11 protein-coding genes are annotated in these 16659 nt (G+C 38.5%); 8 read left to right on the top strand and 3 right to left on the bottom strand.

All coding sequences use genetic code 11. The annotated features are described in order from the left end of the window. The first annotated feature begins 376 nt into the window (after positions 1-376). Complete coding sequence (locus F580_RS0122310; protein WP_019029985.1) at positions 377-2470, top strand: winged helix-turn-helix domain-containing protein; 2094 nt, start codon at positions 377-379, stop codon at positions 2468-2470. A 241-nt stretch (positions 2471-2711) separates the two neighbouring features. Continuing rightward, the gene (locus F580_RS0122305; RefSeq protein WP_019029984.1) at positions 2712-3239 is read left to right on the top strand and encodes a porin family protein; all 528 of its coding nucleotides are present in this window, start codon (positions 2712-2714) and stop codon (positions 3237-3239) included. Positions 3240-3359: 120 nt separating this feature from the next. Here the strand turns inward: F580_RS0122305 and F580_RS0122300 are convergent, their stop codons facing one another. Next, positions 3360-4850 (bottom strand): coniferyl aldehyde dehydrogenase, encoded by a 1491-nt coding sequence (locus F580_RS0122300; protein ID WP_019029983.1) that lies wholly within the window; start codon positions 4848-4850, stop codon positions 3360-3362. Positions 4851-5055: 205 nt separating this feature from the next. On the opposite strand from F580_RS0122300, the gene F580_RS0122295 reads away from it, so the two are divergent. Next, positions 5056-6663: a GMC family oxidoreductase gene (locus F580_RS0122295; protein ID WP_019029982.1), complete on the top strand. Its 1608-nt coding sequence runs from the start codon at positions 5056-5058 to the stop codon at positions 6661-6663. Here the strand turns inward: F580_RS0122295 and F580_RS0122290 are convergent. After that, entirely contained in the window at positions 6660-7205 is a 546-nt protein-coding gene (locus F580_RS0122290) for a GNAT family N-acetyltransferase (protein ID WP_019029981.1), read from the bottom strand. The two genes, F580_RS0122295 and F580_RS0122290, sit on opposite strands and share 4 nt — an antisense overlap. Before the next feature lie 58 nt (positions 7206-7263). Continuing rightward, positions 7264-7815 carry a VOC family protein gene (locus F580_RS0122285; protein WP_019029980.1) on the bottom strand — a complete coding sequence of 184 codons (552 nt, stop codon included), beginning with the start codon at positions 7813-7815 and terminating at the stop codon, positions 7264-7266. A gap of 290 nt (positions 7816-8105) precedes the next feature. Here F580_RS0122285 and F580_RS0122275 point away from each other — a divergent pair, with 290 nt between their 5' ends. The 5 genes from F580_RS0122275 (at position 8106) to F580_RS0122255 (ending at position 16614) form a co-directional block, all read left to right on the top strand. Then, positions 8106-10151, top strand: a complete 2046-nt coding sequence (locus tag F580_RS0122275) for an SEL1-like repeat protein (RefSeq protein ID WP_019029978.1) — start codon at positions 8106-8108, stop codon at positions 10149-10151. A 378-nt stretch (positions 10152-10529) separates the two neighbouring features. Then, on the top strand, positions 10530-11807 hold the full coding sequence (locus tag F580_RS0122270; RefSeq protein WP_083927042.1) for an efflux RND transporter periplasmic adaptor subunit: 1278 nt from the start codon (positions 10530-10532) through the stop codon (positions 11805-11807). Between the two features lie 41 nt (positions 11808-11848). Then, positions 11849-12607 carry an ABC transporter ATP-binding protein gene (locus F580_RS0122265; RefSeq protein ID WP_019029976.1) on the top strand — a complete coding sequence of 253 codons (759 nt, stop codon included), beginning with the start codon at positions 11849-11851 and terminating at the stop codon, positions 12605-12607. Then, on the top strand, positions 12604-15039 hold the full coding sequence (locus tag F580_RS0122260; RefSeq protein ID WP_019029975.1) for an ABC transporter permease: 2436 nt from the start codon (positions 12604-12606) through the stop codon (positions 15037-15039). Before F580_RS0122265 ends, F580_RS0122260 begins: the two co-directional genes overlap by 4 nt. Positions 15040-15243: 204 nt before the next feature. Beyond that, entirely contained in the window at positions 15244-16614 is a 1371-nt protein-coding gene (locus F580_RS0122255) for a sigma-54-dependent transcriptional regulator (protein ID WP_019029974.1), read from the top strand. Positions 16615-16659 lie beyond the last annotated feature (45 nt).

Genomic DNA, 16659 nt, shown 5'->3' with positions numbered 1-16659 from the left:
ATACAGGCAGGAGAAGAGAAGAAAAGACAAGAGTAGAGCTGTAGTGATAGCACTAAGCTAACCTTCTTAGAACTATCGATATTTGATGTATTATTAGACAGATACAAAGTTTACTAATAAATAAAGTTAAGCTAGATTGTTACCACCCCCCTAAATTTAGGGGCTTTAATATAATTCAATAAATTAAATGACTTACCCTCATTTGTTTACACATTCCGCCTCAATAGTTTACAAAATTCATAATTACTTACCGGTCTGCTTATGCTTTTACCTTAGTAAGCATTGGAAAAAAGGAATAACAAGGATAAGATGATTCGCTATAAACAGTAAAATTGAATAAAAATTATAATAATAAACCAAGGCAATTCCAGCTCATATGATCAAATTACCGTTTCAAAAATATCAAATTGGTCAATGCATTATCAATTGTCATGATATGACGGTAACTGTCGGTAAAGAATCAACGCAACTGCCGGCAAAAGTTTTTGAATTTCTCAAACTGCTCATTGCTCATCCAAATCAAACAGTAACAAAAGAACAGGCGATAGAAGCAATATGGCTTGGCAATATAGAAGTTGGCAAACGTGGTGTTGGCAATGCTATTTGGCATTTAAGAAAAACGATGACTCAATTAGGTGTCAATCAAGATGATATGTTTAAGACAATAACTAAGGTTGGCTACCAGTTATTAATTGAGCCAGTTCCCATTATTGAAAAAAGTGCCCCACACCCAATATTATCAGCAACATCAAAACCTACCAACAAACTGTTATTCTTTTTAGCCGCTATCTGCACGGTTATGATTGCGCTAGTGTTTTCTTTTTATCTCTATATTAATCAAATAAGTGGCAGTGATAGTGACGTTAAAACACCTCAAATACAAATACAGCACTTAACCAATTTTGAAGGTGTCGAGGAGCGGCCATCTATATCAGAAGATGGCCACTATATGGCTTTTCAATGGTTACAACAGAATCAAAATAGTCAGATATTTATAAAAGACTTAGTTAACCTTGAATCTCCGCTACGCCAAATATCAATGACTGCAGAAAAAGAAGTGTCTCCAACTTGGTCACCCGATGCGCAATCACTAGCCTACTTTAGAGTATCTCAAACGGGTGAATGTTCACTTCATGTCAGAGAGCTGATTACCAACCAAGATAAATTTCTTGATAAAAATTGTGTCAGTAAAGGCTATTTTCATAGCATTGATTGGTCACCTGATGGTAAAAAAATAGCCTATAGCAAACAGCTATCAGACAGAGTTGCCATTGTAACCTTTGACATGAGTAGCAAGAATATTGAGCAATATACCTTCCCGAATGCCGGTGAAGAAGACTTACTAATGAGTTGGTCAGCAGATAGTAGTCAGTTAGCTTTTGTTCGTTCAGTCGAACTTGATGCAAAAATTTTGCTAACCGATAATTTAAAACAAGAAAGACTGCTCATCGATAATGAAAAAATGATCCTCAGCTTAGATTGGCATAAAAAAGATAACGTCATTTATTTTAATGGTATGCGTGACGCTGACTTTGTTATTCAAAAATACGATGTTTCCTCACAATCCATCAAAGACGTTCATATTGATAATACTATTTATAGTTTGGCGCTTAATGAGGCGAATAATGAGCTAATATATGTTCGCCACATCGCTCAAGAACATATCACTATCCGTTCGTTAAATGATGGCCATATTATCAGGCAACTAGTCTCCTCTTCGAGAGATCTATATGGTCAGTTTGTTGCTAAGACAGGCGATATTTTATTTTTATCAAATAGAAGTGGTGCCTGGGAAGTTTGGTTAAAACATGAAAGCAACAGTACGCAGATCACTGATAATCAGGGCCAGGTAACCATTCCAGTGGTATCGCCAATCGATACCAGTTTTGTTATTGCCCTGAAAACAGACCGCGCGGATAATTACACTTTATATAAAGGCTCCTTGCCTGAGGGTGAGTTGGTAAAACTCATAGATATTGATGGCGATGTTAGAAATCCTTCTTATTCACCAGACGGTGAAAGGCTCTATTTTTCATCAAACAAGACCGGGCAATGGGCAATCTATCGCTATGATTTTGCCATAAAGAAAATCACTCAAATAATTGATGATAATGGCAAATACGCCATAGAAAGTAATGATGGTGGTATTTATTACACCAAAGAAAATGTCGCTGGCATTTTTTACTTATCTAAAGATAAAAAGACTCAAAAAACAGTAACCCCACACCTTAATGCCCTTGATTGGGGTAGCTTTTTTATCCAGAATAAGCAGCTCTATTACCTTAAGCGCACTAAAGAAAATGATATTCTAATGCGTATTGATAGCGCAGGAAATGAACAAGAAGTTTTCTCTTTACCGCCAATTTCTATCCGAAATGAAAAAGCACTAACACCTGCCTACCTCGGTACAGTTATCGTCAGTATGCTTGGTATTAATGATGCTGATATTTATAGTATTCCGCTGAAGTAGTCATTGTAGTATTGAACGAATAACTCCGTGATATCTCAGAGTTATTCGTTCAATATGGCAATTTTCATAATGCTTTATTTGATTCCTTTTATAGAAGCTATTATGATTTGCTGTAATTGGACCACAGAGCGATTCACATTCTTACTAAAAAATAATAATAAGACTCTCCAATTGCGCTACTCGTTTAACGCTAACAACACTAAAATCAAATAAAATTATCTAATTAGAAAGGAATATAATAATGAGATCTCTTAAAAAAATCGCTTTAAAAAGCATATTAGCAGCTACTCTGGCATTTTCAGCGACACAAGCAAGCGCTGATGGTTTCTATATCGGCGCAGGTATTTATAGCCCTGAAGTTGATTATGCAACAGTAAGTGACAGTGATACTACACCGGCATTCTTTCTAGGTTACCAATTTATTGATACCAGCATTTTTATGTTTTCAGCCGAACTTGGTTATTATGACTTAGGTAGTGTTAGCAGTAACGGCGCTAAAGTTGAGTCTGACGCATTAACCTTAGCTGCGGTAGCTTATTTACCTATCGGCCCTATTTTTGAAGTTTATGCTAAAGCTGGAGTTGCACAAACCACTGTTGATTACTCTTTTGAAGGTATAAAAGAAGATTTTGGTGGTACAGACGGTTTTGTTGGTATCGGTGCATCACTTGATATTTTTGATACAATTGATATCTATGTTGAGTACTTGAACTTTGATACCGAAGTTAAAACAGAATCTGTTGGTGTTGGTGTTCGTTTCGATTTCTAAACTGAACCAATAGCGAGACAAAAAAAGTGGTCAATTGATATTGACCACTTTTTTATTGTCTTGAAAACCTGCTAGCTTCTGTACGCTGTTAAGTCATTAACTAATAACTTTTCTAAAAAATTAGCGAATAAATAACTTATAAACTAGTTGATGAATTTTCTTGCCAAAAGGCGGGAATAATAATGAAGTAAAGCTAATTCGACCCCGCGCTAGTACTGACTTAGCATGAGAAAACGTTTTAAAACCTTCAGCGCCATGATATTGCCCCATTCCTGAAGCGCCAACACCACCAAAAGGTAGGTCGTCATTAGCAACATGAAAAGCAGCATCGTTAATACAAACACCACCGGCATGTGTTTTCAGTAATATATTTTGTTGAAATTCTTTGTTAAAACTACAGATATATAGGGCTAATGGCCGAGCATTTTTGTTGACGTACGCTATCGCTTCATTAATATCTTCATAACCAATAATAGGTAAAAGCGGCCCAAAAATTTCTTCTTGCATCACTAACATGTCATCCGTGGTATTCGTGATAACGGTTAGTGGTATTTTACGCAATTTTTCATCCGCGCGAGAATCGCTATTAGCAACAAGCGGGATGAGATTAGCCCCCTTTGCTCTAGCATCTTCAAGTAACTTATCTAAGCGTGACTTTTGGCCATCATTGATAATACTAGTGCAGTCTACATTGTCATTGATACTTGGATACATGGCTTGATAACGCGTTGTTAATGCTTGCACTAGCGACTCAACCTTGGCCTTCGGGCAGAGAATATAATCAGGTGCGACACAGGTTTGCCCTGAGTTAAGTGTTTTCCCCAAAATCAGACGAGCAACAGCGGTCTTAATATCGATATCATCATCAATAATGGTCGGTGATTTACCGCCTAGCTCAAGAGTGACAGGGACTAAGTTGTCTGCTGCCGACTTCATCACTAACTTACCTACGGCTGTAGAGCCAGTGAAGAACATATGATCGAAAGCTAACCTGGAAAAATTCGCGGCCATTTTGGCATCACCACTAACAATCGCCACCTGTTCTTTAGCAAAGTAATTGCTCAATAACTCGGCCAATAATGCCGTGGTATTAGGGGTGAATTCAGACATTTTTATCATGGCCGTATTACCGGCTGCGAGCGCGGCTGTTAATGGCCCAAATGATAAAAACACCGGGTAATTCCACGGTGCGATAATACCAATAACGCCTTTAGGCTGATAAATAACATAAGCTTTCGCCGGTTGAAATAACAGACCAACATGTTTCTTTTCTTTTTTCATCCAGCGTTTGAGGCGCTTAATGGTGTAATTTATGCCCATCACCGTACTGAGGATATCGCCAAGTTTAGAGTCATCGGCACTGCGATGGCCAAAATCTTCCGACATGGCATCAATAAAGGCTTGTTGGTTATCAATAAGTAAGCGTTTTAACTTATTCAAGTCAGTAATACGTTGCTGGTAACTTGGGTAGATATTTTGTGCAAAGTAATTTTTTTGATCGCTAAAACCTTGCGCTAATGCGCTACTAGTGGAAATATCATTGTTAGACGAATTGAGCTGTTGCACTGAAAGATCTTCGGTTTCTACTAGTGGTGAGACTACATCATTCATCATTTATTACCTTTTAGTAAATATAATAGCGGCATGAACCGCACATTAAGATATGTCATTAGCATATTAAAGTCGCGCCGAAATGTCAGCACCTTGCCGGGATTTATTAAATATATAAAGCGTGAAATCCCTGTAGCTATCTTACTGATAAAACGGTAACTTAGCTATCTGGTACGATCAGTAATAGTTTTAACAGGGTTAACTCATGACAAGCACACAGAATAAATTTGACTATATTATTGTTGGCGCTGGCTCTGCTGGCTGTGTACTTGCTGCCCGCTTATCTGAAGATCCTAATATTTCGGTGTGTCTTTTAGAAGCAGGCGGCCCTGATAAAAGTATTTTTATTCATGCCCCTATCGGTTTGGCGGCAATGTTACCCACTAGACTTCATAACTGGGCTTTTAAAACTATCCCCCAAGTAGGTTTGAATGGCAGAAAAGGCTATCAACCCAGAGGTAAAACGTTAGGTGGCAGTTCATCGACTAATGCCATGTTATATGTGCGTGGTAATAAATGGGATTACGATAACTGGGCCGCACTGGGCAATGAAGGTTGGAGTTATAAAGACATACTGCCTTATTTTAAAAAGTCAGAAGGCAATGCAGCCTTTAATGATGATTATCATAACAACACTGGCCCCTTGGCCGTTTCCAATGCAACGGATGCCAGTGACATCAATCAAATGTTTATTGATGCCTGTGTACAACAAGGCATCAAACAAACCGATGATTGCAATGGCGCAGAACAAGAAGGTGCTTTCTACTACCAGCGTACTATAAAAAATGGTCAGCGTTGCAGTGCCGCCAAAGCGTATTTAACACCAAATAGCACACGAAAAAATTTGACCATTATCACCCATGCATTAACTGAAAAAGTTCTCTTTGAAGGGAAAACAGCCGTTGGTGTACGTTACCAAAAGAATAAAAAGTCCATTGATATCACCTGTAATAAAGAAGTGATCTTAAGTAGTGGTGCCTTTGGCTCACCACAAATTTTAATGTTGTCTGGTGTTGGCGCCAGTGAACATTTGACCGAGAAAGGTATTACCCCTATTCATCAATTACCTGGGGTAGGTCAAAATTTACAAGACCATATTGATTATATACAAACCTTTAAAATCGATACTAAGCACGATACTTTTGGCTACTCAGTTCGAGGTAGCCTCAGAATACTTAAATCGATGTTTGAATGGAGAGAGAAACGAACCGGTAAAGTGACCAGTACTTTTGCGGAGTCGGGTGCGTTTTTTAGTACACAAGAAAACTTAGTAGCGCCTGATGCGCAGTTAATTTTTGTGCCTGCTATCGCTGACAATCATGCCAGAACGATGAATTTCGGTCATGGTTACAGTTGTCATATAACCTTGTTACGCCCTGAAAGTATTGGTGAAGTAAAACTTAATAGCAGTAATCCTAAAGATTCACTGGCAATAGATCCTAAGTTTTTTAACCATGAACAAGACATGGTCATCCTCAAAAAAGCCGCTAAAAAGATGCAAAACATTCTTGAAGCAAGCCCCTTTTCAGCCATTCGCAAAGAGATGCTTTATCTGGTTGAAAATGGCAATGATGAGCAGCTTGAGAAAGATATTCGTAATAGAGCTGATACCCAATACCATCCATGTGGTACTTGTAAAATGGGGCCAATAACAGATGATATGGCGGTGGTTGATGCGCAACTCAGAGTTCACGGCTTGGAAAAATTAAGAGTGGTTGATGCGTCAATCATGCCTAAAATCATCAGCGGCAATACCAATGCGCCAACGATTATGATTGGTGAAAAGGCAGCGGATATGATTCTGCAAAACTAATAACTGGAAATATTCATATTAATGGCTAGGCATAACCCGTAAACATAATCATCAACCAGTATATTATTGATAAGGGTATTTTGACGTAAGCAAGCTTCACGCTCAAAACCTAACTTCTCCAACAGCTTATATGAACCTGCATTGTTAACCGAACAAGTTGCTGTTAGCTTATTCAACGTTAACTCAGCGAAAGCGTAATCTTTCAGTAGACTGAGTGCTTCGGAAGCAATGCCTTTTCCTTGGGCACTTGGTCTGATCATAAAACCCACTTCGCCAATTTTAGCGTCATGATTAACTATTCTAATACCAATACTACCTAGTTTTTCACCTGTCGCTAGCTCAGTTATCCCTAATGAAAACCAGCTATCACTTGTTATTGTCCAAGGTCGTGACTTTTCTTCAAAAGCAGCTTTCGCTTCATCATAACTAAAGGGGTTGTAAACATGTTCCATCATTTTTGGGCACATAGATAACTCGATAAAAAGCTCTTCATCTGAATGTTCAAAGGGCGATAGTTGTATTCTTATTCCGGTTAGTTTCACAATAGTTCCTTGGGCTTGAACTTTATTATTTGGTGGTAATGTTTTTATATTCGCTAGGTTATTTCGTTAACTCATTTCGATGTGCTGCTTGCCACTGTTCTATCTCAGAAAAACCAGCCATATCTTTTATTTTGGCTTTGGTTGATTGCAGTAATTTCTCATCTGATTCATCTAAATTAATTGCAAACTTACAAGGCTGATTAACATACCAGGGCGTATCGGTAAAAATTTCAAATCGGTTCCCTTCAGGATCTCTAAAGTAAACCGACCAAGCTGAGCCGTGAGAAACAGCTTGCACGCTAATTTCTGGGCTTGCGGTTAAGAGTGAATTAAAGCCTCTTAAGTCACTAATTGACTCAAGCCTAAAGGAGATATGATCAATAGGACTTTCAATGAGACGATGAGAGGGCCTCGGGTTTAAAACAATTTGATGATGTTCCTTAGGGCTACGACTTAAAAAGACCATAGCATTTGTGCCTTGACCTCTATCCGTAACAACAAAGCCTAAACGTTGGGTATAAAATTTTTCCATCAAGGTGATATCTTGTACATATAACTCAATATGGCTTAACAACATATTGGAAAGTTTAGTGTTATTTACTGCTGACATGTCTGACCTAGTCTCCTAAAAACATTCCTAAGATAGCTTGAAATATATGCTTTTTAACTTTAAGTTGCCAAGATTGATTGCCTCTTTGCTTAACCCCATTGTTCATCATAGGTAAGCATTTGTAATTGTATTAATAAAATTACCTATATATTATATATTTATGCTCAAGCATTACGTTGGTAAAGTCGATGGGACCAGGGATTAATCACTCCCAGACTCACTGAAATTTCGATAAATAATTTAAAGCCGCTTTATTGAGCTTACGTTTATTCAACTTGTTAGGAAATAAGATGACTCGTATTTTTATATATTTATTTTTAGCTGTTGCCACAATCTCCTGTTCAACCACCAATGCCCCCTCTTCAAATAGCCAAAAATTTTTTATCAGTACCTATGAGCAGGCAAAGAATTCATTAGATAAAGGGGATAATACCGCAGCTTTACGTTTATTGAAAAAATCAGCTGAAGAAGGTGATCCTAAAGCGCAAGTAGAACTTGGCTATCGATATGACATTGGTAGCTTAGGACTGACCGAAAATAATGCTCTGGCGTATCAATGGTACATGAAAGCTGCACGTCAAAATCAGCCACAAGCTTATTTTAATTTAGCTGCTTTTTATCGTGAAGGCGAATACGTCGCACAAGATTTTGACAAAGCGGTTAAGTATTATAAAAAATCTATTACGGCAGGCTTTAAAGAAGCTAACTGTGAACTAGCCGAAATGTATATGGATGACAATGATTTTAAAAATATTAACCTTGCCATGTCACTTTCAAAAATTGGTTCGCAACACAAGTTACCCACTTGTTATTTAAATTTAGCGTTAATATATGACTTTGATTTTGACGATATAATAGCCAGCATCCCTTGGTATAAAAAGGCTGCAGAGCAAGGTGAGGCTGAAGCTCAATATTACTTAGGGGTATTTTATCTTGATGGTGAAGGTGTCGAGGCTAATAGCCAGAAGGGAATCGAATACTTAAAAGAATCAGCACAACAAAACTACGCCAAGGCCTACGCTAAACTTGCCAAAGTATATGATAAAGGCCTAGATGTACCTGTAGATATCGACCTGGCGAATGGTTTTTATCATGCTGCCGCTGAATTAGGTGATAGCACAGCACAAGCAAATCTCGGTTATCGATATGAAATAGGCATAGGTGTAAAAAAAGATCTTGTTACCGCCTGGAAACTTTATGATATGTCTGCCAAACAGAAAAATGACCAAGGGTTAAATAATTTAGCAACACTTTACTTTAATGGCATAGGTGTTGAACAAGATAAAATTAAAGCTATCAAACTCTATAAAGAAGCGGCTTCATTGGAAAATGATTACGCCTTTAATAATTTAGGGGAAATCTACTTATGGGGTATGGGGGTAGAGAAAGATGAAGCGCTTGCAATTAGCTACTTTAAGCAAGCCATTGAACTTGAGTTTATTACCTCCTATGAACACCTAGGTTATATGCTTCATAAAGGCTTAGGCTCAGAAAAAAATGATCTTAAGGCAATAGAATATTTAGAAAAAAGCTCACAAGCCGGAAATAGCATTTCGAGTTATTATTTAGGTGTTATTTATCATAAAAGCCCCACGGTACCTAAAGATGTAAACAAAGCGATAAACTTCTTTGAATTGTCTTTTCAGCAAGGCAGCGCGAATGCTGCATCCTACTTAGGTTGGATTTATGACAATGAGATAGATGACAAAGAACAGGCCCAATTAGCTTTTCAGTGGTATGAAAAAGCTTTAGTAGCAGGAAATGAGTTAGTCGTGGATAACTTAGCTGCTTTCTACTTTAACGGTGATGGTGTTAACAAAAACAAAGACAAGGCTATAAAGCTATTTATAACCTACGCAGAAAATAAAGGCATAAATGCTAACTATTACCTCGGTAATAGGTTCAACTTTGGTAAGCTTATCGGTCAAGACTATCTTCAAGCTATACATTATTATGAAAAAGCCGTGGATGAGCATAATACCAGTGCGATGAATAACCTTGGGGAAATGTATCGCTTAGGTCAAGGTGTAGCAGTTGATTTAAATCAAGCACATAAATTATACCAGCAGGCCGCAAAATTAAATTCAAAATATGCCAAATTCAATCTTGGGGAAATGTATCGAGATGGAGAAGGGGTTGATGTTGACTTTCAAGAGTCATTTTCTTTGTTTAAACAAGCTGCTGACCAAGGGTTAGCTATTGCACAATTTGAACTAGGTAAGCTTTTTATTCATGGTATGGGGGTTACCAAGGACAAGCCTAAGGGACTAGAATTAATTAGTCTCAGTGCAAAGGCAGGTAACAAAGATGCCACAAACTACCTGCAAGAAATATAAGGGCTGTTGAGCAGGAATAGTTAAGTTTTTACTCTCAAAAAACTAGTAAACGCTGGTTTTTATTTATCAGTAATTAAATAATTTATTTAATTACTGTCTTATACAACTGCACTCTTTACCTACTCAACTATCTGACCATGCCCTGCTTTTTTGACATATAAACAGCAGCCAATAATGGCAACTAAAACATTTTAACTCAGTGTTTACCCCACCTTTCACGTTTTTCAGAAAGCCTTCCCTTTTTCGGTAACAGCAAACGCAAAAAAACCTGCCGCCCAATTACTTTCCCTTTAAAATCAGTCAACTAAAAACTGGCACGCTATTAGCCTTATAGGTATTAAGTTTAATGAAATTTTCCCTTATTCGTAAGGGACTCTCATGAGTATAAAAAGTATGGAGATTAGCAAGATGGATATTATAAAAACCAGCCCAGTTAAAAATAAATCATGGTTAAAACCTGTGGTATTTGTTGTTGCAGTTTTAGCCTTTACCGCTTGGCAATTCAATCAACCTAGCTCAGATACCACAGTAGCACGCAGTGAAATAAGAGTGGCAGCGGTGCAGCAAAGTGATTTACCTTTTACAGTTTCAGGCTTTGGTAAATTAATTTCTAAACACAAACGTTTATTAACCGCGCCAACAAGAGCCACGATAGAAGAGATTCTAGTATTACCTGGTACACAAGTGACGCCCGACACCATCATTATGAAGTTAAGTAATCCTGATTTATTACTGCAAGTAAACAATGCAGAAATGGAGCTTGCTCGCCACCACGCCAGCTTGCGTGAACTAATCATTAATCAAAAAAGTGACTACTTAGCGCATCAAGTAATTTTAGTACAAATAAAAGCGAACCTAGCCGCAGCAGAACTAAAAGTTGAAGCGCAAGCTAGCTTAGCAAAGAAAGGCATAGTGTCATCAATCGACTTTAAACGCTCAAAACTAGCGGCAACCCAATTGGCAGAGCAACTCACTATAGAGCAGCAAAGATTGGCTCATTTGAAAAACGCTCACCAAGAAAAAATTGCCGTGCAAGCACAGTTTGCTAAACAGCTTGATGCCAACTTAGCGTTAAAAAAATCGCTACAAGCGGGTTTAGTAATTCACGCTGATATTGAAGGAGTATTGCAATCTATGCCGGTTACCTTAGGGCAAAGCGTTACTGCCGGTGAACAACTGGCACTGGTCGCCAGTAATAAAACCATGATTGCGCAACTAAAAATTCCGGAGCGAGATGCGCAACATATTGCCATTGGCCATCAAGCCGAAATAAATACCCGCAGCGCATTGGTTAGGGGCGTAGTTAACCGCATTGACCCCGTTATCACCAACGGCAGCGTGATTATCGATATTGATATCACTGGCGCCCTACCGGTAAATGCTCGACCTGAACTGAAAGTAGAAGGAATAATTGAAATAGGCATGCTTAACAATGCTTTATACATAAAACATCCTGTTGGCGTAAAAGCTAACTCAAGCAAACAGCTTTTTACTTTACTTGCCGACCAACAAACCGCAACATTACGCACTATTAAATTTGGTCGCGTTATTGGTAATAACATCGAATTACTCTCTGGCGCTAGCGAAGGCGAACAATTTATTGTTTCAGATACTTCTAGCTGGCTGTCAAACCCCATCCTAACAATAACTGATTAGTAATCATTTATTAGTAATAACTGATTTAAAAGGACTAAATTATGACCAAGCACATCACTAAAAAAGCACTTATCGAACTAAAAAACATCCAAAAAGTTTACTCTACAATAGATATGGAAACCCATGCACTACGCGACATTAACATGGCGATATATGAAGGTGATTACATTTCAATTTCGGGCCCGTCAGGCTGTGGTAAATCAACACTGTTATCAATTTTAGGTTTATTAGATACCCCAACCGAGGGCAGTTACTTAATCAAAGGCCAGCAAGTGGCTAATTTGACCGCGGACGAGCGAGCTGAAATAAGAAACCTACATATTGGTTTTATTTTTCAGGCGTTTAACTTAATTGATGAAATCAGTGTTTATGACAATGTTGCGCTACCACTTAAATATCGTGAGCCAAAGTTATCAGCTAAAGTGGTGCATGAACAAGTGATGGACAGTTTAGAGAAAGTAGAAATGCAGCACAGATGTACACATAAACCAAACCAACTTTCTGGTGGTCAGCAACAGCGTATTGCTATCGCCCGCGCATTAGTTGGTAAGCCAAGTATTTTATTAGTAGATGAACCAACCGGTAACCTAGACTCTAAAAATGGTGATTTAGTGATGGCTTTATTAGATGACTTAAATAAAGAAGGCACTACCATTTGTATGGTTACCCATGATCCAAGATATGCTGATCACGCTAAAATTAAATTAAACTTATTAGACGGTATTATCCTAGAAAACATAACTTTAGATAGCATGAACGTAGATTCTTCATCAGAGAGTTCCTTACAGGAGGCAGTATGAGTTTTTTAATCAACGAAATTAAAACAACCGTCGCTAGCCTTTCTCGCGTACCGGGTTTTGTCTTAACAACGGTATTTACCTTGTCACTTACTTTAGGGGTTTTATTGACTGCCTTTAGCCTTAACCATTTATTAATATTTAAAGCGCTACCCTACCCTGATGCGCAGAACTTAATTTTAATGGAGCAAGAGCTGCAAGAAGGAGAAAGAAAGTACTCTGGTTCTCAATACTTTGTTGCACAAAAATTAATGTATCTACAGCAAAAAAGCCTAGCAAGCATGACTATGGTATTTCGCAGTAGTGCCATTTTAGCAAGCTTGCGCGATAAACCCTTAACCGAACTAAGCTATGTTACACCTGAGTATTTCGACATGCTTGGTGTACCTGTCGTTCTTGGCCGTGGCTTTACCGAAAAAGAGAGCATTGATAGCAATACGGCAAGTGCTTTAATTAGCGAACAGTTATGGCGTGAACAATACGCCGCAGATGCCGACATTGTCGGTCAAAGTATCACCTTAGGTGAACAGCAATATAAAATAGTGGGTGTGGTTGCATCAAGCTTTGCTGAACCAGCTAACTTTGCTGATGATGCTAATTCACAAATTTGGTTACCGTGGGATTTTCATGGTCAGGATGAAGAAACATGGAACTATGTTTACAGTCAAACAGCTGCTATAGGCAAATTATTGCCCGCAACAACTATTAGCCAAGTGAGCGATGAGTTTAATGCCTTAGTCGACCCTATATTTCAACAGAATGGCCGTGTGGGTCATGCTAAACATCAAGTTATCATCGCCCAATTCCAAGACTTACAAGTTGCCATCGTAGGTGACAATAAATACATCGCTTTATTAATTTTACTGGGAGCTGGGGCATTACTACTTATCGCTTGTGCCAATATTGTTAATTTATTCTTTTCAAGAGCCGCACAAAGACAACGCGCTTTAGTTATTCAAGCAACCTTAGGGGCAAAACTCAAACATTTATTTTTTACTATTTGGTTAGAAAGTCTGTTGTTATGTGTCGCGTCAATGGTTATCGGTTTGATTATTGCCGGCTGGAGCATTGAGTTATTACGCAGTGTCGCCAGTCACGCTCTACCACGCCTAAATGAACTGTCATTAGATTTAACTGCCATTGCTTTTGCCTGTACATTAACGCTGATTTTATCACTGATATTTGCTGTTATTACCCTAAAATTGATTAACCACAAGCAGCTAATTTCACAATTACAATCAAGTGGTAAGGGCACAGGCGCGCAAGTAAATAGCAAGGTGCGCAATACACTCGTTGCCAGTCAAATTTGTTTAGCAACCTTATTATTAATCGTAACAAGCTTAGTGATGACAAATGCGCTTCAAGTATTGAATCATCCTTTAGGTTTTGAAGATGAAAACCTATATAACCTGAGGTTAGATATTGGTGAAGGCTACCCAGAAAAAGAAGGTAAAAGGCAACTTTCTCGTGATTTACTAGCGCAACTACAAAAAATGAATGGCGTAGAAAATATATCACGTGCAAGTAATGCACCTATCAGACGTGGCAGTAACAACACCGGACTTTTTAATAACGACAATGTTAAGTTAGGTCACTTCTCCTATGTATCCATCGATGACAATTATTTTAATACCATTGGTTTAAAAATACTTGCTGGTAGGAGCTATAACCAACAAGACATCAGAGACGATAGCGAGACTATCATTTTAAGTAAAGCTGCTGCGACAAAATTAGTTGCTGCCACGGGTGATGGTAATGGTAAAATTGAAGACACTATCGGCAAAGCCGTATACTCCGCCGGTGGTGATAGCTGGACAGTCATTGGTGTGGTTGACAATGTTTATAACCCTTACAACCATGATAGAACTCAGGGTGCGATGATGTACTTTGGCAGCTCTCGCACAAATTTCATTATCAGAATGCAAGAGGGTAATACTTTAGCAAAAACACAGATTATCAATTTACTTGATGAGCATTTTTCCGATATTAAAGTATGGCAATTCGCTGCAATTTCAGACATACATGAGCAGTTGGTTTATCAGAAAAAGCTCACCTTATGGTTAAGTTTAGTCTTAGGACTTTTTGCTTTGCTCTTGGCTGCGGTCGGTATTTATGGTGTTATTAGTTACAACAGCCAAATGCGCCGTTATGAATTAGGTATCCGCATGTCATTAGGCGCTAAGAGTAAACGTATTTTACTGGAGTTTATTGCTGAGTCACTTACCCCGATTTCTGCAGGTTTTGGCTTAAGTTTGCTGTTAGCTGTGATACTTTATAGTTTCGCACAGCAACATATTAACCAATGGCTGAGTTTTGATTGGCTGATGATATCAAGTAGCTTATTAGCATTAATTGTCATCGCCTTAGCGGCTTGTTATTTTCCAGCTAAAAAGATCATTGCTAGCGATCCCATTAAGGCGCTGAGAAACGAATAACAAAACATACTTTTTAATTTCGTCATTCCGGTTGCCTCTTAGGCCTACGTGGCAAGGATGCCACTTATTAGAGAATGCAGGACGCACATTCTCCTGAATCCATATGTTCAACACGGGACTCCTGATTAAACACTTCGGGAGTGACGATAATAAAAGAGTTAATAAGAACAAAAATATAGCAGACTCATATTAAGAAAGGACAAGATGAAAAAAACAATAATTGTCGTTGATGATCAAAGTGACTTACGACTCTCAGCTAAATTTATCCTCGAAAATTACGGCTATAACGTCATTGAAGCTGAATCGCCACTGCACGCGCTTGAAGTTATTGCTGAGCAGCCGGTAGATTTAATGCTGCTCGATATGAATTTTCAGTACGATACCACGTCCGGCAAGGAAGGCTTGGATATGCTGAAAACGTTAAAAGATAAAAACTATCACTTCCCCGTTATTGTCATGACCGCATGGTCTACGGTAGAAATTGCCGTGGAAGCCATTAAACTTGGCGCAAAAGACTTCATTGAAAAACCATGGAAAAACCAACGCTTAGTGCGAATAATTGAACAGCAATTTCAGCTAGGCTCAGTGCAGTTAGAAAACAAACGACTTAAAGCACAGCGCCCGAATAACGAAGTATTTATGTTGGGTGAATCTGCCGCTATGCAGTTAGTACTTACTCAGGCCAGAAAGCTTGCAGTAACTGATACGCCAATTTTGATTACTGGCGAAAATGGTACCGGTAAGAGTATGTTGGCGAAATTCATTCATCAACATTCTGCGCGTTGCAGTGAAAGTTACGTCACCGTGAATATGGGCGCCATTCCTGAAACGTTATTCGAAAGTGAGCTTTTTGGCCATACCAAAGGCGCTTTTACCGATGCGAAAAAAGATCGTATGGGACGTTTTGAAGCAGCTGAAGGGGGCAGTCTATTTCTCGATGAAATTGGCACCATTCCACTCAACTTACAGCCTAAATTATTACGTGTACTTGAATCGGGTGAATTTGAGCCGGTGGGTTCCAGTAAAACCTTACAAGCACAAGTTAGGTTAATTGCCGCCAGTAATATCGATTTTCAACAAGCCATTGCCCAAGGTGATTTTCGCCAAGACTTGTATTATCGCATCAATACTATCGTACTTGATATTCCGCCCCTTAGAAAAAGAACTGAAGATATTTTGCCGTTAGCTCAACATTTTTTAGCTGAAAAAAGCCAAAAATATAACAAGTCTGGTTTGTTCTTATCTGAGCAAGCCAAAACAGCATTAAACCATTACGATTGGCCAGGTAATATTCGTGAGCTTAGTCATGTCATTGAACGCGCAGTGCTGTTAAGTGATGACAACGAGATTGAAATAACCGGTTTAACCGATCAACTGGTGTTAGGCAATGGCGGCACTAAATCAAATAATGGCGAAATACCGTTTATGACCATAGATGAAGCCGAGCAGCAGTTAATTAAGCAAGCTTTACACAAATCTCAAGGCAGAGTCATCGAAGCAGGTGAGTTATTAGGTTTAGGAAAGAACGCGATTTATCGACGAATAGAGAAATACCAAATTGACTCAAAAGGTTAATTTATAAACTGTTGATAAAAACGCGGCGTTATTTAGATTCGACGA

The sequence above is a fragment of the Colwellia piezophila ATCC BAA-637 genome, from assembly GCF_000378625.1.
Lineage (GTDB): Bacteria > Pseudomonadota > Gammaproteobacteria > Enterobacterales > Alteromonadaceae > Colwellia > Colwellia piezophila.
This window is presented reverse-complemented; position numbering and strand designations above follow the sequence as displayed.